Below are 20,457 nucleotides of genomic sequence, written 5' to 3'. Positions count from 1 at the left end.
TTAAGTATGGTTTCCGGATCGCACACGCGCTATCTTCGCGCGTAGAGCTCGCATGGGGCCGAGGGGCCCGCACCGCCGCCCGCCGCACCGTACGCTAGGCCCCATGCCCAAGACGCCACTGCACCCCTCGCCCCCTCCGCTGGAGGCCAACGACGTCGCCATCGTCGGCGGCGGCACGGTGCTGTGGTTCGTCGCCTTCCTCGCCCTGCTCCCCTTCCAGGGCACCCTCTCCGCGCACGGCCACGGCACCTGGCCCTGGATCTGCCTCTCCGGCGGCCTGCTCGGCCTGATCGGCCTCTGGTACTGCCGCGCCCGACGGGACGCGATCGCCCGCGGCCGCGCCGCCGAGGCGGCCGCGCAGACGGCCGAACACACGGCCGAGGACAACGGCCAGAACCCGGCCACCCGGTCGGACTGAATAGTCCTTTAGTAGCACGCATCGGGCATAGGGCGCCCGTAGAGTCGGTGCCATGACGCAGCCTGACCAGCCAGCGGAAGAGCGGCCGACCGACCGGGACCGACCGGACGGAGCACACCCCCTCGGCCTGCTGCCCGGCCGGCGCGGCGGCCTGACCGCCGCCGAGGTGGCCGAGCGGGTCGCGAAGGGCCAGGTCAACGACGTCCCCGTACGGTCCAGCCGGTCCACCAAGGAGATCGTCCGGGCCAACGTCTTCACCCGCTTCAACGCCATCATCGGCGTGATGTTCGGCATCATCCTGATCGTCGGTCCGCTCCAGGACGGCCTGTTCGGCCTGGTCATCGTGGCCAACACGGCGATCGGCATCATCCAGGAGCTGCGCGCCAAGAAGACCCTGGACAGCCTGGCCCTGATCGGCGAGGCCCGCCCGCAGGTCCGCCGGGACGGCGCCGTCCAGCAGATCGGCGTCTCCGAGATCGTCCTCGACGACACCGTGCTGCTCGGCATCGGCGACAAGGTGATCGTGGACGGCGAGGTCGCCGAGGCGGACGGCCTGGAGATCGACGAGTCGCTGCTGACCGGCGAGCCCGACCCGGTCCTCAAGCAGCCCGGCGACCACGTGATGTCCGGCAGCTTCGTGGTGGCCGGCGCCGGCGCGTTCACCGCCACCAAGGTCGGCCGCGAGGCCTACGCGGCCCAGCTCGCCGAGGAGGCCAGCAAGTTCACCCTGGTGAAGTCGGAGCTGCGCACCGGCATCGACAGCATCCTGCGGATCATCACCTACCTGCTGATCCCCACCGCCCTCGGTCTGATCATCAGCCAGCTGGCCGTCGAGGGCCGGGACTGGCAGGAGGCCGTCCGGCGCATGGTGGCCGGCATCGTGCCGATGGTCCCCGAGGGCCTGGTGCTGCTGACCTCGGTCGCCTTCGCGATCGGCGTGGTCCGGCTCGGCCGCAAGCAGTGCCTGGTCCAGGAGCTCCCGGCGATCGAGGGCCTGGCCCGGGTGGACACCGTCTGCCTGGACAAGACCGGCACCCTCACCGAGGGCGGCATGGACGTGATCGACCTGCGGGTGCTCTCGAACGGGGAGCCCGCCGCCGTCGCCCCGGAGACCGTCCAGCACGCGCTGGCCGTGATGGCCGGCGCCGACGCCCGCCCCAACCCGTCCATGCAGGCGGTCATCGACGCGTACGGGCGCGGCGACGGCGGCGCCTCCTCTGGCCGCGACGGCTGGCGGGTGATCGAGGCCATGCCCTTCTCCTCCGCCCGCAAGTGGAGCGGGGTGCAACTGCTGGAGCCGCAGGGCGGCGAGGCCAGCTGGCTGCTCGGCGCGCCCGACGTGCTGCTGCCCGCCGGGCACCCGGCCCTGGCCGAGGTGGACGAACTGGGCGCCCGCGGCCTGCGGGTGCTGCTGCTCGGCCGCACCGCCGTCCCGCTGGACGCCCCCGACCCGGCGGCCGACCTCACCCCGCTCGCCCTGGTGGTGCTCCAGCAGCGGCTGCGCTCGGACGCCGCCGAGACCCTGCGCTACTTCGAGGGCCAGCGGGTCCGGGCCAAGGTCATCTCCGGCGACGCGGCGGTCTCGGTCGGCGCGGTGGCCGGCCACCTGGGCCTGCCCGGCGCCGACCACCCGCTGGACGCCCGCACCCTGCCCGCCGACCCGGAGGAACTCGCCGAGACCGCCGACCGGACCAGCGTCTTCGGCCGGGTCACCCCCCAGCAGAAGCGCCAGCTGGTCGGGGCCCTGCAGTCCCGCGGCCACACCGTGGCGATGACCGGCGACGGCGTCAACGACGTGCTCGCGCTCAAGGACGCCGACATCGGCGTGGCGATGGGCACCGGCTCGGACGCCACCAAGGCGGTCGCCCAGATCGTGCTGCTGAACGACTCCTTCGCCTCGCTGCCGTCCGTGGTGGCCGAGGGCCGCCGGGTCATCGGCAACATCGAGCGGGTCGCTTCACTCTTCCTGGTGAAGACCGTCTACTCGGTCCTGCTGGCCCTCCTGGTGATCTTCACCCATTCGCCGTACCCGTTCCTGCCCCGGCACTCCACCGTGCTGTCCTCGCTGACCATCGGCATCCCGGCGTTCTTCCTCGCGCTCGCCCCCAACAACGAGCGGGCCCGCACCGGCTTCGTGAAGCGGGTGCTGCGGCTGGCGGTCCCCGGCGGCGTCATCGCCGGCACCGGCACCTTCGTCGCCTACACGCTCGCCCGCGCCGACCACGCGACCGACCTCAAGGCCGACACCAGCGTGGCCACCCTGACGCTCTTCCTGATCGCCATCTGGGTCCTCGCCATCGTCGCCCGCCCGTACAACTGGTGGCGCCTGCTGCTGATCGGCAGCATGTGCGGCGCCTTCGCGCTGGTGCTGGTGGTGCCCCCGCTGAAGACCTTCTTCGACCTCTCGCTGGTCGGCTTCCGCGACCCGCTGACGGGCGTCGCCATCGCGGTGGTCTGCGGCATCGCCCTGGAGATCGCCTGGCGCGTCATGAAGCGCCGCGGCATGGAGTGACCCTCCCGTGGGCCCGCCGCCCGGGGCGGGCCCACGGGGCGCGGCTCAGCCCTCGAAGTCCCGGGCGGCCGAGAGCTCGTAGGCGCGGTCCGGCTCGCTGAGGGCGGCCAGCACCTCGAAGCGGCGGTGCCACTGCCCGACCGACCAGGCCAGCCCGGCGGCGAGGCCCTCCGGGGTGGCCGCGTGCAGCAGCCCGGGCACCGGCGGGACGTCGAACTCGTCGTCCTCGTCGCCGGCCTCGGCCAGCTCCGGGTCGTACGGCGGCTCCGGGGCCTGCGCCCCGGTGTCCCAGCGCCAGTCCACCGCCGCCTCGCCGCCGTCCGGCCCGACGACCAGCAGCTCCTCGTGCTCCTCGTACGCCACCGGGCAGCCGGGCAGCAGCTCCCGCACCACCGACGGCACCCGGTGCAGCACGCCCTCGGACAGCACCCGGCCGCCCGCCACCTCACTGGCCAGCGACACCTGCAGCCGCTCGGCGAGGTCGGCGGCCAGCGCCGGGGCGACCGGCAACAGCGGGTACGGGTGCAGCAGCTGGACCAGGTCGGGGGCGTCGGCGACGACCGCCTCGGCGGCGTCCACCACCACGGTGTGGGCCGGCCGGCGCCCGGTCTCCGGGTCCAGCGGCGGCAGCGCCCGCACCACGTCCAGCGGCTCGATCCGGTCGCGGTCCACCCGGGCCAGCGCGGTGTGGATGCCGTGCAGCTGGCGGTGGCCGACCTCGGCCTCCGGGTCGGTCATCCGGTCCAGCACCTCGTCAGGACCGTGCGGCTCGGCGAGCAGCGCGGCCAGCGTGGTGCGCACCCCGAGCGCGTGCAGGAACTGCTCGTCCAGGGTGGTGCGGGCCTCGTCGTACAGGCCGCGCAGCAGCGGGTCCGCCCCGGCGGCGCGCAGGCCGGCCGGCTCGCGGCCCGCCAGCACCGGGTGGTCGCGCAGCCACCACGCGGTGTACGGCGGCAGGTCGGCGTACGAGCCGTCCGGCAGCAGCGTGCGCACCGGGCCGACCACGGCGTCCCGGTACGGCGGGCGGGCCAGCGCGGCGAGCGCCTGGGGCCAGGCGTCGTCGTCGATCAGATCGAGGTCGCGCACGGCGAGCAGCTCGGCGGCCACCGGCGGGACGCCGATCGCCTCGTCGGCCTGCAGGGCCTCCAGCGCGTCCTCGGCCCACTCGGCGAGCCCGTCCGGGGCCTCGTCCAGCAGGCCGGTGGGGTGGCCGCCGGCCGCGCGGTCGGCGGGCGCGGTCGGGTCGAGCCGCTCCAGGTCGTCCGGGTCGAGCACCACGTCCTCGGCGCGCACCAGCACGAAGTCGGCCAGCACGCCGACGGCGGCGAGCACCTCCGGGCCCCAGCGCTCCAGCAGCTCGTCGTCCACCCAGCCGGCGTCCTCCTCGCGGGCGAGCGCGGCGAACGGGCTTCCGGGCAGCACGAGTTCACCGGCCCGGGCGGGCTCGCCCTCGTCGTCGAGCAGCGCCAGCCGGGCCAGCCACGGGTGGGCGCCCGGCTCCGGGGCGGCGGCCTTCACCAACGCCAGGACGGCGTCGGCGAGTTCGAGCGCCGCGTCCAGGTCGTCCTCGGCCAGCTCGTAGGAACGGGCGACGGCGGCCCGCACCTCGGGGGTGTCCAGCACCCCGGCCGGGGTGGCGGTGCCGGCGCCGAGCTTGGCCAGCAGCGGGTGGGCGGCCTCGGGGTGGGCCAGGCGCAGGTCCAGCGCGGCCAGCGCGCCCGCCAGCGACTCGGGGTAGCCGGGGAAGGCCGCCCAGTCGGCGTCCTCGGAGGGCAGCAGGACGCGCCGCGGCCCGGTGACCGTCCGCCCGTCGGCCAGCGGGACGGGCAGCGCGCCGAGCGCCTCCGGGTCGGCCGCGCCGAGCGCCGCGTACAGGTTGCGCCACCACGCGGGCTCGCGGTCCAGGCCGCCGAGCTGGTCCACCACCTCGGCCAGCGGCACCCGGCGCACGTTCAGCACCCGCAGCTCGGTGCGGCGCTCAAGGCCGGCCGGCAGCAGCCCGGGGAAGATCGGCGAGAGCGCCTCGACCACCGAGCCGTCCGCGCCCTCCAGCAGCGTCGCGTCCCGGGGCCGCAGCGCGGGAGTGCCCTCCTCGACCGGCGCCGGGTGCGGCAGGAACGGCGTGCCCGGCAGCCGGGAGAGCACCGCGGCGCGCAGCGCGTTGTCCAGCGCGCCCTGGCCGAGCGGGGCCGGGACGAGGCCGAGCGAGCCGAGGTCGGCGCCGCGGGCGCGCAGCAGCTCGGCGTAGCTGTCGGCGGCACGCTCGGTGAGGAAGTCGGCCAGCGGGCCGGGCGCGACGTGCCGGCGGGTGGAGTCCAGCGGGTAGGAGGCGATCAGCAGCGCGGGCAGGCCGACCGGCTCGTCGCTGGGGGTCGGCGCGTGCAGCACGGAGGCGATCGCCGGCCGCTGCGGGGCGCCGTCCGGGCCGACCGGGACGGCCCAGGTCACCGTCCAGTACGGGCGGGAGCGTTCCTCGGTGGGCCGGTCGAGCAGCAGCTCGGCCGCGAGCGTGCCGGAGGCGCCGACGGTCTGCCAGAGCGTCCGTCGCGGCCGACCGCCCGCGTCGTCGGTGACGGTGACCTCGGTGACCCCGTCCGGGCGGGCCTCGGCGGCCTCCCGGGTGAGCGTGCGGGTGCCGTCCGGGGTCTCCACCACGACCTCGCGCAGGCCGGGCAGGGTGAGCAGCAGCGCGTCGTCGATCCCGGCCAGCAGACGGCGGGTCAGGTCCTCGGCGGCGGCGTCCCGCAGCGGCAGCACCACCACCGTGTCGTAGCCCGCCGGGGCCGGCCCCTCGGCCGCGAACGGCAGCCGCAGCAGCGGCACGTGGCCGTCCCGGCGGCGCAGCTCGTCGGCCAGCTCGGGCTGGGCCCCGACCAGCGCCCGGGCCTCGCCGAGCGACCAGCGCACCCCGCCGGTGGCGCTCAGCACGGCGGGCTCGTCGGTCACGGCGAGGACGGCCGCGAAGCCGACCCCGAACCGGCCGACGGCGGGCTCCTCGCCACGCTTGGAGGAGGCGCGCAGGGTGGACAGCGACTCGACGGCGGCCGCGTCCAGCGGGGCGCCGGTGTTGGCGGCGGCGAGCACGCCGTCGGCGAGGGTCAGCCGCAGCCGGCCGGGGCCCTGGCCGGCCCGGACCGCGGCGTCGGCCGCGTTCTGCGCCAATTCGACCACCAGGCGGTCCCGGTAGCCGCCGAGCGCCAGTTCCTCCTCGGCGTTGGCGTCCTCCCGGAACCGGGCCGGCGAGGCGGCCCAGGCGGCCAGCACCCGTCGACGCAGCGCGGCGCTGCCGAAGGGGTCCGCGAGGTGCTCGTCCGTGCCGCTGCCGATGATCCGAGGTTCCACTGGACCTGCCGCCTTCCGCTGCCCTGTTCGTCGTAGGGCATTCTTCCCTGCCCCACTGACTGCTCCCGACCACGCGCCCCGCCGCCGGCGGCCCCGGACTGACTGCTCCCCCGCCGCCGGCGGCCCCGGTGGCCCTCCCGCCGCCCGGAAAGCACCGCGGCCCGCGCCGGTCGGTGACCGGGCGGGCCGCAGCGGAGGGCACGGGGCTCAGGAGTGGCCGAGCTCCTCGGCGGGGGCGTCGGGCTCGACGGAGCCGGAGGTGCGGTCGGGGTGCAGCGGCAGCGGCTCGACCACCAGCTCGTCCAGGATCAGCTCGGACGGCGCCGGCGGGGCCGGGATCACGGCCGCCTCGGAGTGCCCGCCGCAGCCGTACGCGAAGGAGACGATCTGGCCGTCGGCCGGGCCGAACTCGTTGCCGCACACGCCGAAGGCCTGCCCGAGCGAGCCGCCGATCGGGATCAGGAAGCCGCAGCTCGCGCACGAGGCCGGGGCGGCCTGCGCCATCGCGGTCTGCGGGCCGTGGGACTTCTCCCAGCGCTCGGCGGCCAGGTGCAGCCCGAGCCGGGAGAGCACCCGGCTGCGGCCCAGGCCCAGCTCCTCGGCGACGGCGTTGATCCGGGCGCGGGCCGGGGCGGGCTCGACGTGCGGGTCGGTGACGACCATGTCCTCGTCGTCCGCCAGGGCGACCGCGGAGTTCGGCGCGGGCTCGTCCTCGCCCGTCCAGCCGGGCTCCAGCCGCAGGTCGTCGGCGCCGGTGGGCAGCAGGTCGCCCGGGCCCATGTCGCCGGGGCGCAGCCGGTCGCTCCACGGCACCCACTCCGGGGCGAGCACCGCGTCGTCGCCGGGCAGCAGCACGACCTCGTCCAGGGTGACGTTCTTGGCGCGCGGCGCACGCGCGACGGTGACCGCCCAGTGCCAGCCGCGGTAGGCCGCGTCAAGGCACTCGAAGGTGTGGGTGACGACGCGGTCGGCGTCCGCCTGGACACCCAGGTGCGGCCCGACGGCCTCCGCACCGACGGCCTCCTCGGCGGCCTGGCGGGCGAGTTCGACGGCCTCGGCACAGAGCCGGTCGGGGGTACGGCTTCGCATCGCAGCACTCACGGCGTCGATTCTCTCCCAGTTCTTCTGTCGCCCACGGCGTGTTGCCTGTTCCGTCGCGGCTTGGTGTCCCACGTCCATTCTGCGCGACCGGGAGCCCCCTCGGGTACCGGCCGCGCCGCTCGACCGGCCTACCGGCGCCCCGGCGCTCCGGCGGGTCGACCCTGGGCAGGCTACCCGCCGGTCGGTGCCCCGGCACAGTCCGGGGCGGACACGGCCGTTCCGGGGCCGCGCCGAGCGGAGCCCGGTCCCGCGTCGGCTCGGCGATTCTGGGGCAGGATGGGCTTGTGGCGGACCCCGAACCGCCGCAGCACGTACTGCGCGTCCCGCAGGCCGGCAGCCCCGACCAGACGGACGCCGTGCCGCGGCAGCAGCCTCCGGTCCCCGGCGCGGGCGAACCGCCGCCGGCGGACTGCGCCGAGGCGTCCGCCGGATCCGCGGACCGGTCCGCGGCCGGGGCCCCCGACACCCCCGCCGCCCTCGACCTGGCCCCGGCGGACCCGTCGGCGGAACCGGCGGAACCGGAGGAGCCGGAGACCCCCGAGCCCCGTCGGCACTTCCTGGTCCGCACCGCCTCCGCCGCCGGCTCCCGCACCGGCAAGGTGGTGCACGGCACCGGCCGCCGGATCCGCCGGGCCACCGCCGCCGAGGGCGCGGGCGAGTCCGGCCTCGCGAAGCTGATCGAGCTGCACGCGCTCAACTCCTTCGGCGACATGCTGATCACCGTCGCCCTGGCGTCCACCATCTTCTTCTCGGTGCCCACCGGCGAGGCCCGCGGCCGGGTCGCGCTCTACCTGTTGATCACGATGGCCCCGTTCGCGCTGCTGGCCCCGGTGGTCGGCCCGCTGCTGGACCGGCTGCCGCACGGCCGCCGGGCGGCCATGGCGACGGCCATGCTGGCCCGGGCCGTGCTGGCCTGGACGATGGCCGCGGTGATCGCCGGCGGCGGCATCGCGCTCTACCCGGAGGCGCTCGGCGTGCTGGTCGCGTCCAAGGCGTACGGCGTGGTGCGCAGCGTGGTGGTGCCCCGGCTGCTGCCGAGCCGGCTGTCCCTGGTCAAGGCGAACTCCCGGGTCACCCTGGCCGGGCTGCTGGCCACCGGCGTGGCGGCCGCGGTCGGCGGGCTGCTGCACCTGCTCGGGCCCGGCTGGCCGCTGCGCGGGGCCTTCCTGGTGTTCGTGATCGGCACCCTGATGGCCTTCCACCTGCCGCCCGCGGTGGACTCGGCCAAGGGCGAGCAGCGCGCCGTCCTGCACGCCGAGGTGCACGGCGAGGGCTCGCACCTGATCCACCACAGGCCGCCGCCGGTCAAGGCCTCGCTGCGCACCGTCGGCCCCTCGGTGATCCTGGCGCTGCGGGCGATGTCGGCGATGAAGTGGCTGGTCGGCTTCCTGGTGATGTTCCTGGCCTTCCTGCTGCGGGAGGAGCCGGTCGGCGGGCTGCGGCCGACCGCGGCGCTGGGCCTGGTGGCGCTGGCGGCCGGGACGGGCAACGCGCTGGGCTCGGTGCTCGGCTCCTGGCTGCGCACCCGGGGCCCGGAGGCGACGGTCACCGCGATGCTGCTGCTGGCGACCTGCGTCACGGCGGCGGCCGCGCTCTGGTACGGCGTGGTGACGGTGGTTCTGGTCGCCGGGACCGCCGGGATGGCGGCGTCACTGGGCAAGCTGGCGCTGGACGCGCTGATCCAGCGGGACGTCCCGGAGGCGGTGCGGACCTCGGCGTTCGCCCGTTCGGAGACCCTGATGCAGCTGTGCTGGGTGGCCGGCGGCGCGGTCGGCATCCTGCTGCCGCTGAACGGGAAGCTGGGCCTGTCGATCGCCGCCGGGGTGGTCGGCGTGGTGCTGCTGTGGACGCTGCACTCGCTGTTCCGGGTGGGCCTGCGGCGGCACCCGGCGGCGCCCCGGGTGGCCTGACCGGGGCCTGGTGACAACACGCGGTGCCGACCCCCGCGTCGCGTGATCGGCCAGGCCCGGTAGATTCTGACGCATGAGCCTCAATTCCCGTGCCATCGCCGCCCTCGGCGCCGTCGTCGTGGTCGGCGCCGCCACGGTGGGCACCTCCGTCGCCATCGCCGCCGGCCAGACCGAGCACAGCTCCCACCGTGCCACCCTCACGGTCGGCAACTCCTCGATCGTCGCGGACCCGCTGTGCTGGAACGGCGGCAGCCCGATCACCGAGGACCTCCAGGAGAAGTGCCAGGACAAGGCCACCGAGGCCCTGAAGAACGGCACGCTGCCCACCAGGGACGTGGTGGGCAGCGACCGGGTCGGCGTCGGGGTCTCCCCGAACGTGGCCGAGACCGGCTGGTGGGCCTTCACCAACGGCGGCTCGACCGGCCAGGGCGGGCGCTTCAGCCTGTTCTCGTACGCCAAGGGCCCGACCTGGTCGGGTTCCCAGCAGGCGAACAAGGTGCTGAACGCCAGCGGCAAGACCCTGGTCACCGTGGTCGAGGGCGACAAGAACTCGGACAACCCGGTCGCCGTCTGGTACTTCCAGCTGAACACCCAGGGCAGCTGACGGTCCTGCGATGACCGCGCACGCCGTCACCGACGGCCAGGGCGAGCAGTCGGGCCCCGCACGGGCCCGGCTGCTCGTCGTCGTCGCGGTGGCCGCCGAGGCCGAGGCCGTGCTCCGCGGCCTGCGCGGCGGGTCCGCCGTGCTGCCGCTGCCCGGCGGCACGCTGCACCGGGCCGAGCGGGTGCCGGTGGACGTGCTGGCCGCCGGGGTCGGCCCGGCCGCCGCCGCGGCCGGCGCCGCCGCCGCGCTGGCGGCCCACCCGTACGCCCTGGCCGTCTCGGCCGGGATCGCCGGCGGCTTCGCCCCGCTCGCCCCGGTCGGCGCCACCGTGCTGGCCGACGCGATCGTGGCCGCGGACCTCGGCGCCCAGACCCCCGACGGCTTCGCCGACGTCACCGAACTGGGCTTCGGCACCGTCCGGCACACCCCTGCCCCGGCCGCCGTCGCCCTGGTCGCGCGGGCGCTGGGCCCCGGTCTCGCCGTCGGCCCGGTGCTGACCGTCTCCACCGTCACCGGCAGCGCCGAGCGGGCCGCCGAGCTGGCGGCCCGCCACCCGGGCGCCGCCGCCGAGGCGATGGAGGGCTTCGGCGTGGCCGAGGCCGCCGCCCGGTACGGCGTGCCCGCCCTCGAACTGCGCACCGTGTCCAACCCGGTGGGCCCGCGCGACCGGTCCGCCTGGCGGATCGGCGAGGCGCTGGCCGCCCTGGAACGGGCCTTCGCCGCGCTGCCCGTCCGGGAACTGGCCGCGGCGCACGAACCGGCCGCGCGGCACCAACCGATTGAGGAGGCCGGCCGTGGCTGAACGGCTGAGCATCGCGTACTCGCCCTGCCCGAACGACACCTTCGTCTTCCACGCCTGGGCGCACGGCCTGGTGCCCGGGGTGGACGCCCCCGAGGTGACCTTCGCCGACATCGACGTCACCAACGGCCAGGCCGAACGCGGCGAGCTGGACGTGCTGAAGATCAGCTACGGCGCGCTGCCCTGGGTCCTGGACGAGTACGCCCTGCTGCCCTGCGGCGGCGCGCTGGGCCGCGGCTGCGGCCCGCTGGTGCTCACCCTGCCGGGTGTGGGCTCCCCCGCCGACCTCGCCGGGAAGACCGTCGCGGTGCCCTCCGAGCGCTCCACCGCCTACCTGCTGTTCCGGCTCTGGGCGGCCCGGGCGGTGCCGGGCGGCTTCGGCGAGATCGTCGTCCTGCCGTTCCACGAGATCATGCCCGCCGTCCGGGACGGCCGGGTGGACGCCGGCCTGGTGATCCACGAGGCCCGCTTCACGTACCGGCAGTACGGCCTGCACAGCCTGGCCGACATGGGCGAGGCCTGGGAGCAGGAGACCGGCCTGCCGATCCCGCTGGGCGCGATCGTCGCCAGGCGCTCGCTCGGCGCCGAGCGGCTGCGGGAGATCTCCGACGCGATCCGCGCCTCCGTCCGGCAGGCCTGGGCGGACCCGGCGGCGAGCCGCGAGTACGTGCTGGCGCACGCCCAGGAGATGGACCTGGCCGTCGCCGAGCAGCACATCGGACTGTACGTCACCGAGTTCTCCGAGGACCTCGGCGAGGAGGGCTACGCGGCCGTCCACGCGCTGCTCACCCGGGCCGCGGCGGAGGGGCTGGTGCCCCCGCTCGACCCGGGTGCGCTCGCGTTCTAGCCGGCTCGCGTTCCCACGTGCCCGTCGGTCAGACGTCGAACTGGTCGGCCACCGCGCGCAGCAGGCCGGCCAGCTTCTGGCCGGTCGGCTTGGCGGGGTAGCGCCCGCGCTGCAGGCCGGGCAGCACCGCGTCCAGCGTGGTGATCAGGTCCTGGACGATCGGTGCCATGTCGTCGGCGCTGCGGCGCTGGGCGGCGGCCACCGAGGGCAGCGCGTCCAGCAGCTGCACGGCCATCGCCTGGTCCCCGCGGTGGCCGGCGACCACGCCGAACTCGACCCGCTGACCCGGCTTCAGCGACGTGACACCGGCGGGCAGCGCCTTGGTGTGGACGAAGACGTCGCCGCCGTCGTCGCGCGACAGGAAGCCGAAGCCCTTCGTCTCGTTGAACCACTTGACCTGGCCGGTGGGCATCTCGAACAGTCCTCGAATGGGTGTGAGGGATCCCGGCCCTGGCCGGGGATCACTGGGTGGTGGGGAAAGGCGACCGACCCCGCTCCGGCGCCCGTGGGCGCTCGTGGTCGGCACGCGGTCAGGAGCAGACTAACCGTCCGTCACTGCCTCATCCGCGTTCCGCGAGGGATGCGCGTTCCGAGGCCCGGTCGGGGCGGCGGGAACGGGATCTCGCGGTCACGGGCAACCCGGCGCCGGCACGGCCGTGGCGCGGCTCCGCGCGGTCCATCGGCTCACACCCCCGGGTCTGAGGACGCGGGGCGCACCTGTAGCGCCCCTCGGCACCCCGTGCATACCCCCGCTCAACAGGGATCAAAACGTTCAGCTGCCGGGAAACTGCGCAACGTGACCGACCCGCTCCGGTGGGCCCGCCCGCAGGCCGCTCTGCCAGACTGGGAGAAGTCCCGACCGGCCCGGAGGAGTGAGCAGACGTGAGCAGCCAGAGCGCCGACCCCGGTGACGTGTACGTCAAGGCCGGGGCGATCGTCTTCGGCCTCGGGGCACTCGCCACCCTGGTCACCTTCGTCCCGCTGTTCCTGCACCTGACGCCGCTGCCGACGGCCGCGTACTGGCTGAGCATGCTGATGCCGGCCGGCTTCCTGGCCGCGCTGACCGGGCTGCTGCTGAACGCCCGGGCCCAGCGCCGCCGGACCGGGCCCGTCGGATCCTGACGGCCGCCGAGGCCGCCGCGGGCCCGCGCGCTAGCCCCGCTCGGCCAGGTGGCCTGCGAGCCAGTCCGGGAAGCCGGTGAGGTCCGCCAGCACCACGTCCGCCCCCGCCTCGCGCAGCTCCCGCGCGCTGTACGGGCCGGTGGGCACGCAGACCGCGAGGGCGTCCGCGAACCGGGCGCCCCTGATGTCGCCGAGGTGGTCGCCGACGTAGACGCTCGCGCCGTGCTCGCGCAGCGCCACACCCTTGGTCTCCGCCCAGAGGTCGCCGATCACGGTGTCCGCGGCCAGCCCGGCGTGCTCCAGGTGGAGGCGGGCGTTCGGCTCGTACTTGCCGGTGATCACCGCGACCCGGCCGCCGTGGGCGCGGACCGCCTCGACGGCGGCGTGCGCGCCGGGCAGGGCCACGGTCGGCGCGAAGGCGTGGTCCCGGTAGAGCTCGCGGTAGCGGTCGACGGCCCGCTCCACCTCGCCCTCCGGGAACCAGTTGCGCATCTCGTCCAGCAGCGGCGGGCCGAGCCGGGTGACCGCCAGGTCGGCGTCGATGTGGGTGCCGGTCTCGGCGGAGAGCGCCAGGTAGGTGGCGCGGATACCCGGCCGGGTGTCCAGCAGCGTCATGTCGAGGTCGAAGCCGACGGTGAGCGGAGCGGGTGAGGTCGCGGGCATGCCGTCAGGCTACCCAACGGGGGCCATGGGCCACGAGGCAATTTGCCCGGGCTTCACGGGGGAACTTAGGTTTACCTGAGTTGTCTGCGGAGAGGGCCCATGACCGACACCAGCGCACCGCCCGGTGCGCCCCGCGCGCCGTACCGCGCGCCGCGGCGCCGAATACTCTGGCTCGCCGCCGCACTCGCCGTCCTGGCCGCCGCGGTGCTGCTCAGCCTGGCGGTCGGCAGCCGGACCATCCCGTTCGGCGGCACGCTGGACGCCCTGCTGCACGGCGGCGACACCGCCGACGCCGTGGTGGTCCGCGAGCTGCGGGTGCCGCGCACGGTCGTCGGGCTGGCCGTCGGCGCGGCGCTCGGCCTGGCCGGGGCCGTCATGCAGGGCCTGACCCGCAATCCGATCGCCGACCCCGGCATCCTCGGCGTCTCCCAGGGGGCGGCGGCCGGTGTGGTGGTCGCCATCTCCGGCTTCGGCGTCTCCACCCTCACGGGGTACGTCTGGTTCGGCTTCGCGGGCGCGGTGATCGCCACCGTGCTGGTGTACGGGCTCGCCGGGCGCGGCCGGGGCGGGGCCACGCCGATCAAGCTGGCGCTGGCCGGCTCGGCCGCGTCCGCCTTCATCGCCTCGCTCAACACCCTGGTGCTGACCACCGACTCGGCCACCATGGACCAGTTCCGCTTCTGGCACGTCGGCTCGCTCTCCGGGCGGACCTCGGACGTGGCCTGGCAGCTGCTGCCGTTCCTGGCCGTCGGCACGGTGCTGGTGGTCGCGGTGGCGCGCGGGCTGGACGCGCTGGCGCTCGGCGACGACACCGCCAAGGGGCTGGGCGCCAGGACCGGCCTGGTCCGGGCCGTCGGCGCGCTCGGCGCGACCGTCCTGACCGGCTCGGCGGTCGCGGCGGCCGGCCCGATCGCCTTCGTCGGCCTCGCCGTCCCGCACGCGGCCCGCGCGGTGGCCGGCGCCGACCACCGCTGGATCCTCGCCTTCTCCGCCGTCCTCGGCCCGGCACTGCTGCTGCTCGCCGACACCCTCGGCCGGGTCCTGTTCCCGCCGTCCGAGGTCCCGGCGGGCGTGATGACGGCCCTCGTCGGCGTCCCGGTGCTGGTGGCCCTGGTCCGCCGCAGGAAGGTGGTGGCGGCATGACGTCGGTGTCGCTGCGCGGCTACTCGGCCGTCCGGGCCGGGCGGGTGTCGTTCCTGGTGCACCGGCGCTCGGTGGCCGTCGCCGTCGGGCTGCTGGTGGCGCTGACGGCGACCGCGGTGGCCTCGCTCTGCCTGGGCGAGTCCACGGTGGCGCCGGGCGAGGTGGTCAAGGTGGTGCTCGGGCAGCCGAGCCCGCACGAGCTGGTGGTCGGCGAGTTCCGGTTGCCCCGGGTGGTGGTCGGGCTGCTGGTCGGCCTGGCGCTCGGGCTGGCCGGGGCGCTGATCCAGACCGTCGCCCGCAATCCCCTGGCCAGCCCCGACGTGGTGGGCGTGACCTGGGGCGCCACCGCGACCGTGGTCGGCCTGACGGCGTACGGCGTGGTCGGCTCGACCGGCCAGGCCCCGTACGCGGCGGTGGCCGGCGGTCTGGTGGCCGGGCTGCTGGTGTACGCGCTGGCCTGGCGGCGCGGACTGCACGCCCAGCGCTTCGTGCTGATCGGCATCGGCGTCAGCGTCGCGCTGTCCTCCCTGACCTCCGTCTTCCTCACCAAGGGCGACGGCTTCCAGGCCCAGGCCGCCAAGGTCTGGATGACCGGCAGCCTGAACGGCGCCGGCTACGACCAGGCCGACCGGCTCGCCTGGGTGCTGCTCGCGGCCCTGCCGGTCGCGCTGTGGGCCGCCCGCGCCCAGCGGTCGATCTCCTTCGACGACGCCACCGCCGTCGGGCTCGGCCTGCGCCTGGACCGGATCCGCCTCGGCATGGCCCTGCTGGGCATCGTGCTGGCCTCGTGCGCGGCCGGGGCCGCAGGGCCGGTGGACTTCGTCGCGCTGATGGCCCCGCAGATCGCGCTGCGGCTGGCCCGCTCGGCGCAGGTCCCGCTGTTCTGCTCGGCGCTGACCGGTGCGCTGGTGGTGGTCCTCGCCGACCTCATCGCCCGGCGGCTGCTGGCCCCGACGGAGCTGCCGGTGGGCGTGGTGACCGGCCTGGTCGGCGCGCCGTACCTGATGTGGCTGCTGATCCGATCCCGCCGTGGAGGTTCCTGATGTCCGATCACCGTCTGGAGGCCAGGGGCCTCACCCTGGCCTACGAGGCGCGCACGGTCGTCGAGGGCCTGGACGTGAGCGTCCCGGACGGGCGGGTGACGGTGATCGTCGGCCCGAACGCCTGCGGCAAGTCGACCCTGCTGCGGGCCCTCGGCCGGCTGCTGAAGCCGGTCCGGGGCGCCGTGCTGCTGGACGGCGAGGAGCTGGCGCGGATCCCGACCAAGCGGATCGCCCAGCGGCTCGGCCTGCTGCCGCAGTCGCCGACCGCCCCCGAGGGCATCTCGGTGGCGGACCTGGTCGCGCGCGGCCGCCAGCCGCACCAGAGCTGGTGGCGGCAGTGGTCGCCGGAGGACGAGGCGGCGGTCGCGGAGGCGCTGGAGCGCACCTCCACCGCCGAGCTGGCCGAGCGGAGCATGGACGAGCTGTCCGGCGGCCAGCGCCAGCGCGCCTGGATCGCGATGGCGCTCGCCCAGGGCACCGACATCCTGCTGCTGGACGAGCCGACCACCTACCTGGACATCGCGCACCAGGTGGAGGTACTGGACCTGGTCCGGCGACTGAACGTCGAGCGCGGCCGGACCGTCGTCGCGGTGCTGCACGACCTCAACCAGGCCGCCCGGTACGCGGACCACCTGGTGGCGATGCGGGACGGCCGGGTGGTGGCGCAGGGCGCGCCCGGGGACGTGGTGACGGCCGAGCTGGTGCGGGAGGTGTTCGGGCTGGACTCGGTGGTGGTGCCGGACCCGGTGACCGGCACGCCGCTGGTCGTGCCGGGCGCCCCGTGGTCGGCGCTCACCCCGGACGGCGCTCCCGCCTGACGGCGCCCTTAACGGCACTTTAGCTGCCATTTCGGACATAATCGACGGCGCCCCGACCCCGCCGCGACGCCAGAGGACCGCCGATGCCCCGGATCTCCCGCCGCACCCTCCTCACCGGCCTCGGCGCCGCCGTGCTCGCGACGGCCACCGGCTGCACCGACCACCACCCGGCCCCGGCGGCCACGGACGGCCTCGCCCCCGGCGCCACGCCGTCCCCGACCCCGCCGTCCCGGACCCCGCTGCCGCCGGTGACGGTGAACGCCGCCACCGGGCCGGTGGTGGTGCCGGGCGCGCCGATGCGGGTGGTCGTGCTGGACACCGACGTGCTCGACTCGGCGCTGACCCTCGGCATCACCCCGGTCGGCGCCGCGCTGCCGGCCCGCGACACCAGCTATCCCGGGTACTGGCCGGCCTCCCGGACGGCCGGGATCCGGCTGGTCGGCCCGGCGGGCTCACCCGACCTGCCGACCGTACGGGCGCTGCGGCCGGACCTGATCCTCTCCAACCAGGCCCGCGACGGCGACCGCTACGAACAGCTGCGGGACATCGCCCCGACCGTGCTCACCCAGACCACCGGGGCACCGTGGAAGGCCGACTTCCAGCTGCACGCCCAGGCGCTGAGCAGGGAGGCGGCTGCGGCGGCCTTCACCGGCTCGTACCAGAGGCACGTCGGGCAGGTGGTGCAGGCGCTGGCGGCGGCCAAGCTGTCGGGGCGCAAGGTGAGCCTGGTGCGGTTCGTCGAGGGCGGCGGCATCCGGCTGTTCGGCCGGCAGAGCTTTCCCGGCACGGTGCTCGCCGACGCCGAGGTGGGCCGGCCGGACGCGCAGAACGTCGACCAGTCGGACTTCGAGATCCCGCCGGACCAGCTCGCCAGGGCCGACGGCGATCTGCTGCTGTACGCGACCTACGGCGATCCGGGACGCTCGGGCACCACCTCGGTGCTGGCGAGCCCGGGTTGGCAGGCACTGGGGGCGGTCAAGGGGCACCGGGCGTTCCCGGTGGACGACCAGCTGTGGTTCCAGGGGATCGGGTACACGGGCGCCAACTACATGCTGGACGAGCTGCAGCGCTTCCTCGGAGCCTAGGGCCGGCGCGCTCCCGCGTAGCGGGCCGGGGCAACACCCACGGCGGCGGTGAAGTCCTGGTCAGGTGCGCCGGGTCGGCGTAGCCCGGCTCGGCGGCGAGCCCGGCCAGGTCCGACTCGCCGTCGTCGGCGGCGCGTGAGGCGGCCTCGTGGAGGCGGGCGCGGCGCGGCACCCACTTCGGGGAGGCGCCGACGTACTCGGCGAACAGGCGCTGGAGGGGGCGGACCGTCCTCGGGCACGGCGGGGGCTACGGCGTTCCGTGCTTCTCCGTGTACCTGGTGGTGAAGCCGAGGACCACCACGTACCGCCCCTCGGCCGCCCTGGTGACCTCGCTCGGCCGCACGGGCTGCCAGATCAGGTACTCGGACCGCTGCCCCTCGTCGTTCCGGTAGCGCCGGCTGCCGTACTTCTCGTACCAGTAGTCCTCGCCGGAGGTCAGGCGTTCGGGCCCCGGCGGCCGGGCGACGCTCACGACCAGCTCCGTCCGCACCGCCTCGTCCGTCGCCGCCTCGAACTCCACGGACGGGGTGATCGGCCTGGCCGCCGCCTCCTGCGCCTCCTCCGGGGCCGGTTCGGCGGGCGGCAGGTGGTCGTACTCGTCGGCCGCGACCAGGCCCTTCCACCGCTGCGAGCTCCGCCAGCCCTGGCCGTCCAGATAGCCGTCCAGATCGGCCAGCCGGGCACGGACGTCGGCCCCGTCGAAGGCCAGGTACACGTTCACGGTCCGCTCGCAGGCCGTCGGCAGCCACTTGCCCCGGATCCAGAGGTCGCCGCGGTAGTCGGTCCGGCACACGTCGACCGTGGACCGCCCCAAACCCTGGGCCCACGGCAGCAGTTCGGGCAGCCGGTCGATCCGCTCCGCCATCCGCCCCTCGGCCGTCCGGCGGGCCTCGGCGGTGTCCGCGGCCCGCGCCACGCCCGGGACGTCCGGCGGGGCCGGAATGGCCGTGTCGCGGTAGAGCCGCCACCCCGCCCAGCTGCCGAACACGACGGCCGCCCCGAGGACCGCGACCAGCACCCACCTCAGCCAGAACCGAACCACACCCACCCCCGGCGTCCGCCCACCCCCCGCTCGGGCATCGTACGGGCGCGGACGCGCGAACGCGCGAGTGGCCGGGCGGCGCCGCCGGAAACCGGTCCGGCCCGGGAGGCCGGCGGATCCGGCTTCCCGTGCGGGACAACGGCGTTCAGGACCTCAGGCCGTCACGTCGCGAAAGCCGGACCTTCACGCGGCCGAGCCTGAGCGGAGCGGCTCACCCGTCCGGTGCAGGTGACCGAAGATCTCCCGGTAGGAGCGGAACAGGCCCGTCTCGTAGTACGGGACGCCCGTCTCGGCGCAGAACTCCCTGGTGATCCGGGCCGCCCGCCCGAGGGCCGGGGTCGGCATGCTGGGGAACAGGTGGTGCTCCACCTGGTAGTTGAGGCCGCCCATCACCGAGTCGACGACCGGCCCGCCACGGAGGTTGCGCGAGGTGAGCACCTGGCGGCGCAGGAAGTCGAGCTTCATCCCGGGCGTCACCATCAGCCCCGCAGAACGGGGAAAGCACCCGTCCCGTACGGGTGTTGACCCCCTGCCCGCACGGGGTGCCAGCCCGCCGCGCCGCTCCGATGGCGGCCCGGCTCCCACTGCCGTCGCCGGCACCGTCAACACCGCCGCCCCCGCGGGCCGGCACCTGGACCTGCACCAGCGCATGTACTGCGACGGCGGCCACCACGACCGCTTCACGACCTTCGCCCGGAACGGGGACGGCCGGTTCCGGCTCATCCCGCTGCTCTCGGGCGTCGAGGCGCTCGCCCTGAACCGGGGCCCGCGGGCCTCGCCCCCTACCGCCCGTCCCCCGGCCCGCCCAGGGCGGCGCGGACCAGGCGGATGACGGTCGGGGTGGCCCCCGTCAGGTCGCCGGCGCCTCGTCCACCTCACCGACGACTGACCCGGCCGCCGACGCCCAGCCGGAGCAGTACGGCGTCGGCTCAGGCCCCGGCCGTCCCGGGAGGGCCGCCGGTACGGCCCTGGCTCAGCCCTCCTGCGGCGGGCGGCGGCGCATGGCGAGCAGCAGCAGGACCGCCGCCGACAGCACGGCGGACACCCGCAGCACGGTCGGGGCCGACGACCAGCTGATCTCGCCCAGCGGCGAGCCCGTCTGGAGGCCGCCGCCCTGGCCCCCGCCCTGCTTGGCCCGCTGCATGGAGTAGAGGGTGGTCGCGCTCATCGTGATCAGCGGAATGCCGAGGACCACGAACTTGCGCATCAGCTCGGAGATCCGGCGGGACAGGTACCCGAGGCCCCAGCCGGCCAGCATCGCCGGGAAGAAACCGGAGACCGCCCCGCCGACCAGCAGGAGGCAGGAGAGCAGGATCAGCGGGGAGGGCTTGCGGGCGGACGCGTCCTTCTCCGCCACCTTGCCCTTGCCCTTGCCCTTGCCCTTCCCCCTGACCTTGCCCCCGGACTTCCCGGTCGGGGCCTGGGGCGGCACCGGGGGAGCGGCCGGGGCCGGGGCCGGCCTGAGCAGACCCCGGCGCGGCTTCTTCCTCAGGTCCGCGGGCTTGGCCGGCTCCGCCGCGGGCGCGGCCGCTGCCGCCGCTTCCTCGGCCGTGCGCTGCTCGGGGATCGGCTTCGGCGCGGGCCGCGGCCCGTCCGAGAAGTCGAAGAGCGTCATCGTCCACGGGCCGGTGCTCGACACCGTCGGCGGCGGGATCGCGTCCGACCGCTCCTCGACGGCGGCCAGGTCCGGCAGGTCCAGCGGCACCGACGGGATGCTGGCCGCGCTCGGCGCCGGCGGGTCGTACACGCTGTCGGGGTCACGCTCCGGGGCGGGGGCGGACGGCGCCTCCGGGGCGCCGCCGGACGCGGCCCCGCCCGGGCCGGCGTCCGGGCCGACGTCCGAACGGTCCGCCGAACCGCCGCCGGAACGCTCGCTCCACGGCCCGCTCTTGCGCCACCACTCGCCGTCCGTCACACCGACCACCCCGCCTCGCCCGTACCGGCCGCCACCGAACCGCCCTCGGCGTGACGCTACCCACCCCGCCCCCGCCCGCGCGAGTCCGTCCGC

At 75.7% G+C, this 20,457-nt stretch carries 17 protein-coding genes and 1 pseudogene; 11 read left to right on the top strand and 7 right to left on the bottom strand.

Annotated features, from left to right (window positions below; genetic code table 11):
* Window positions 1-103 precede the first annotated feature (103 nt).
* Window positions 104-418, top strand: coding sequence for a DUF2530 domain-containing protein (locus ACWDBE_RS30470; RefSeq protein WP_449792730.1), 315 nt, complete (start codon window positions 104-106; stop codon window positions 416-418).
* A 52-nt stretch (window positions 419-470) separates the two neighbouring features.
* Window positions 471-2,930, top strand: coding sequence for an HAD-IC family P-type ATPase (locus ACWDBE_RS30465; RefSeq protein ID WP_449792729.1), 2,460 nt, complete (start codon window positions 471-473; stop codon window positions 2,928-2,930).
* Window positions 2,931-2,975: 45 nt separating this feature from the next.
* On the opposite strand, the gene ACWDBE_RS30460 is transcribed toward ACWDBE_RS30465, so the two are convergent.
* Window positions 2,976-6,272: a sacsin N-terminal ATP-binding-like domain-containing protein gene (locus ACWDBE_RS30460; RefSeq protein ID WP_449792728.1), complete on the bottom strand. Its 3,297-nt coding sequence runs from the start codon at window positions 6,270-6,272 to the stop codon at window positions 2,976-2,978.
* 207 nt (window positions 6,273-6,479) lie between these two features.
* Window positions 6,480-7,361, bottom strand: a complete 882-nt coding sequence (locus ACWDBE_RS30455) for a DUF3027 domain-containing protein (RefSeq protein WP_449792735.1) — start codon at window positions 7,359-7,361, stop codon at window positions 6,480-6,482.
* Between the two features lie 569 nt (window positions 7,362-7,930).
* On the opposite strand from ACWDBE_RS30455, the gene ACWDBE_RS30450 reads away from it, so the two are divergent.
* The 4 genes from ACWDBE_RS30450 to ACWDBE_RS30435 all read left to right on the top strand — a co-directional run bounded on the left by ACWDBE_RS30450 (window position 7,931) and on the right by ACWDBE_RS30435 (window position 11,533).
* Window positions 7,931-9,283 carry an MFS transporter gene (locus tag ACWDBE_RS30450; RefSeq protein WP_449792734.1) on the top strand — a complete coding sequence of 451 codons (1,353 nt, stop codon included), beginning with the start codon at window positions 7,931-7,933 and terminating at the stop codon, window positions 9,281-9,283.
* A 73-nt stretch (window positions 9,284-9,356) separates the two neighbouring features.
* On the top strand, window positions 9,357-9,887 hold the full coding sequence (locus tag ACWDBE_RS30445; protein WP_449792727.1) for a hypothetical protein: 531 nt from the start codon (window positions 9,357-9,359) through the stop codon (window positions 9,885-9,887).
* A 10-nt stretch (window positions 9,888-9,897) separates the two neighbouring features.
* The gene (locus tag ACWDBE_RS30440; RefSeq protein ID WP_449792726.1) at window positions 9,898-10,689 is read left to right on the top strand and encodes a futalosine hydrolase; all 792 of its coding nucleotides are present in this window, start codon (window positions 9,898-9,900) and stop codon (window positions 10,687-10,689) included.
* The gene (locus tag ACWDBE_RS30435; RefSeq protein WP_449792725.1) at window positions 10,682-11,533 is read left to right on the top strand and encodes a 1,4-dihydroxy-6-naphthoate synthase; all 852 of its coding nucleotides are present in this window, start codon (window positions 10,682-10,684) and stop codon (window positions 11,531-11,533) included. Before ACWDBE_RS30440 ends, ACWDBE_RS30435 begins: the two co-directional genes overlap by 8 nt.
* A gap of 28 nt (window positions 11,534-11,561) precedes the next feature.
* Here the strand turns inward: ACWDBE_RS30435 and ACWDBE_RS30430 are convergent, their stop codons facing one another.
* A complete protein-coding gene (locus ACWDBE_RS30430) occupies window positions 11,562-11,945 on the bottom strand; it encodes a cold-shock protein (protein ID WP_360348240.1) in 384 nt (127 codons plus the stop codon).
* A gap of 470 nt (window positions 11,946-12,415) precedes the next feature.
* Between ACWDBE_RS30430 and ACWDBE_RS30425 the strand changes: the two genes are divergently transcribed.
* Complete coding sequence (locus tag ACWDBE_RS30425) at window positions 12,416-12,655, top strand: hypothetical protein (RefSeq protein ID WP_392882480.1); 240 nt, start codon at window positions 12,416-12,418, stop codon at window positions 12,653-12,655.
* Window positions 12,656-12,685: 30 nt separating this feature from the next.
* Here the strand turns inward: ACWDBE_RS30425 and ACWDBE_RS30420 are convergent, their stop codons facing one another.
* The gene (locus ACWDBE_RS30420) at window positions 12,686-13,318 is read right to left on the bottom strand and encodes an HAD family hydrolase (protein ID WP_449792724.1); all 633 of its coding nucleotides are present in this window, start codon (window positions 13,316-13,318) and stop codon (window positions 12,686-12,688) included.
* 99 nt (window positions 13,319-13,417) lie between these two features.
* Between ACWDBE_RS30420 and ACWDBE_RS30415 the strand changes: the two genes are divergently transcribed.
* The 4 genes from ACWDBE_RS30415 (at window position 13,418) to ACWDBE_RS30400 (ending at window position 17,407) form a co-directional block, all read left to right on the top strand.
* A complete protein-coding gene (locus ACWDBE_RS30415) occupies window positions 13,418-14,461 on the top strand; it encodes a FecCD family ABC transporter permease (RefSeq protein ID WP_449792723.1) in 1,044 nt (347 codons plus the stop codon).
* Window positions 14,458-15,504, top strand: coding sequence for a FecCD family ABC transporter permease (locus ACWDBE_RS30410; RefSeq protein ID WP_449792722.1), 1,047 nt, complete (start codon window positions 14,458-14,460; stop codon window positions 15,502-15,504). The genes ACWDBE_RS30415 and ACWDBE_RS30410 overlap by 4 nt, the downstream gene beginning before the upstream one ends.
* Window positions 15,504-16,322, top strand: coding sequence for an ABC transporter ATP-binding protein (locus tag ACWDBE_RS30405; RefSeq protein WP_392882489.1), 819 nt, complete (start codon window positions 15,504-15,506; stop codon window positions 16,320-16,322). The genes ACWDBE_RS30410 and ACWDBE_RS30405 overlap by 1 nt, the downstream gene beginning before the upstream one ends.
* An 83-nt stretch (window positions 16,323-16,405) precedes the next feature.
* Window positions 16,406-17,407, top strand: a complete 1,002-nt coding sequence (locus ACWDBE_RS30400; protein ID WP_449809600.1) for an ABC transporter substrate-binding protein — start codon at window positions 16,406-16,408, stop codon at window positions 17,405-17,407.
* Between the two features lie 247 nt (window positions 17,408-17,654).
* On the opposite strand, the gene ACWDBE_RS30395 is transcribed toward ACWDBE_RS30400, so the two are convergent.
* The 3 genes and pseudogenes from ACWDBE_RS30395 to ACWDBE_RS30385 form a co-directional block, all read right to left on the bottom strand.
* Window positions 17,655-18,425 carry a hypothetical protein gene (locus ACWDBE_RS30395; RefSeq protein WP_449792720.1) on the bottom strand — a complete coding sequence of 257 codons (771 nt, stop codon included), beginning with the start codon at window positions 18,423-18,425 and terminating at the stop codon, window positions 17,655-17,657.
* A 207-nt stretch (window positions 18,426-18,632) separates the two neighbouring features.
* A pseudogene (locus tag ACWDBE_RS30390) lies at window positions 18,633-18,911 on the bottom strand (fatty acid desaturase family protein); the annotation flags it as partial.
* 511 nt (window positions 18,912-19,422) lie between these two features.
* Window positions 19,423-20,364, bottom strand: coding sequence for a hypothetical protein (locus tag ACWDBE_RS30385; RefSeq protein WP_449809599.1), 942 nt, complete (start codon window positions 20,362-20,364; stop codon window positions 19,423-19,425).
* Window positions 20,365-20,457 lie beyond the last annotated feature (93 nt).

Source organism: Kitasatospora sp. NPDC001132 (assembly GCF_053598415.1).
Note: the sequence above shows the minus strand (reverse complement) of the source record. Positions and strands in the feature narration are given on the sequence as shown.

Coding starts and splice junctions, on each gene's coding strand:
- ACWDBE_RS30470 (WP_449792730.1), top strand. CDS start 104: ATGCCCAAGACGCCACTGCACCCCTCGCCCCCTCCGCTGGAGGCCAAC.
- ACWDBE_RS30465 (WP_449792729.1), top strand. CDS start 471: ATGACGCAGCCTGACCAGCCAGCGGAAGAGCGGCCGACCGACCGGGAC.
- ACWDBE_RS30455 (WP_449792735.1), bottom strand. CDS start 7,361: ATGCGAAGCCGTACCCCCGACCGGCTCTGTGCCGAGGCCGTCGAACTC.
- ACWDBE_RS30445 (WP_449792727.1), top strand. CDS start 9,357: ATGAGCCTCAATTCCCGTGCCATCGCCGCCCTCGGCGCCGTCGTCGTG.
- ACWDBE_RS30440 (WP_449792726.1), top strand. CDS start 9,898: ATGACCGCGCACGCCGTCACCGACGGCCAGGGCGAGCAGTCGGGCCCC.
- ACWDBE_RS30430 (WP_360348240.1), bottom strand. CDS start 11,945: ATGCCCACCGGCCAGGTCAAGTGGTTCAACGAGACGAAGGGCTTCGGC.
- ACWDBE_RS30420 (WP_449792724.1), bottom strand. CDS start 13,318: ATGCCCGCGACCTCACCCGCTCCGCTCACCGTCGGCTTCGACCTCGAC.
- ACWDBE_RS30415 (WP_449792723.1), top strand. CDS start 13,418: ATGACCGACACCAGCGCACCGCCCGGTGCGCCCCGCGCGCCGTACCGC.
- ACWDBE_RS30410 (WP_449792722.1), top strand. CDS start 14,458: ATGACGTCGGTGTCGCTGCGCGGCTACTCGGCCGTCCGGGCCGGGCGG.
- ACWDBE_RS30405 (WP_392882489.1), top strand. CDS start 15,504: ATGTCCGATCACCGTCTGGAGGCCAGGGGCCTCACCCTGGCCTACGAG.
- ACWDBE_RS30400 (WP_449809600.1), top strand. CDS start 16,406: ATGCCCCGGATCTCCCGCCGCACCCTCCTCACCGGCCTCGGCGCCGCC.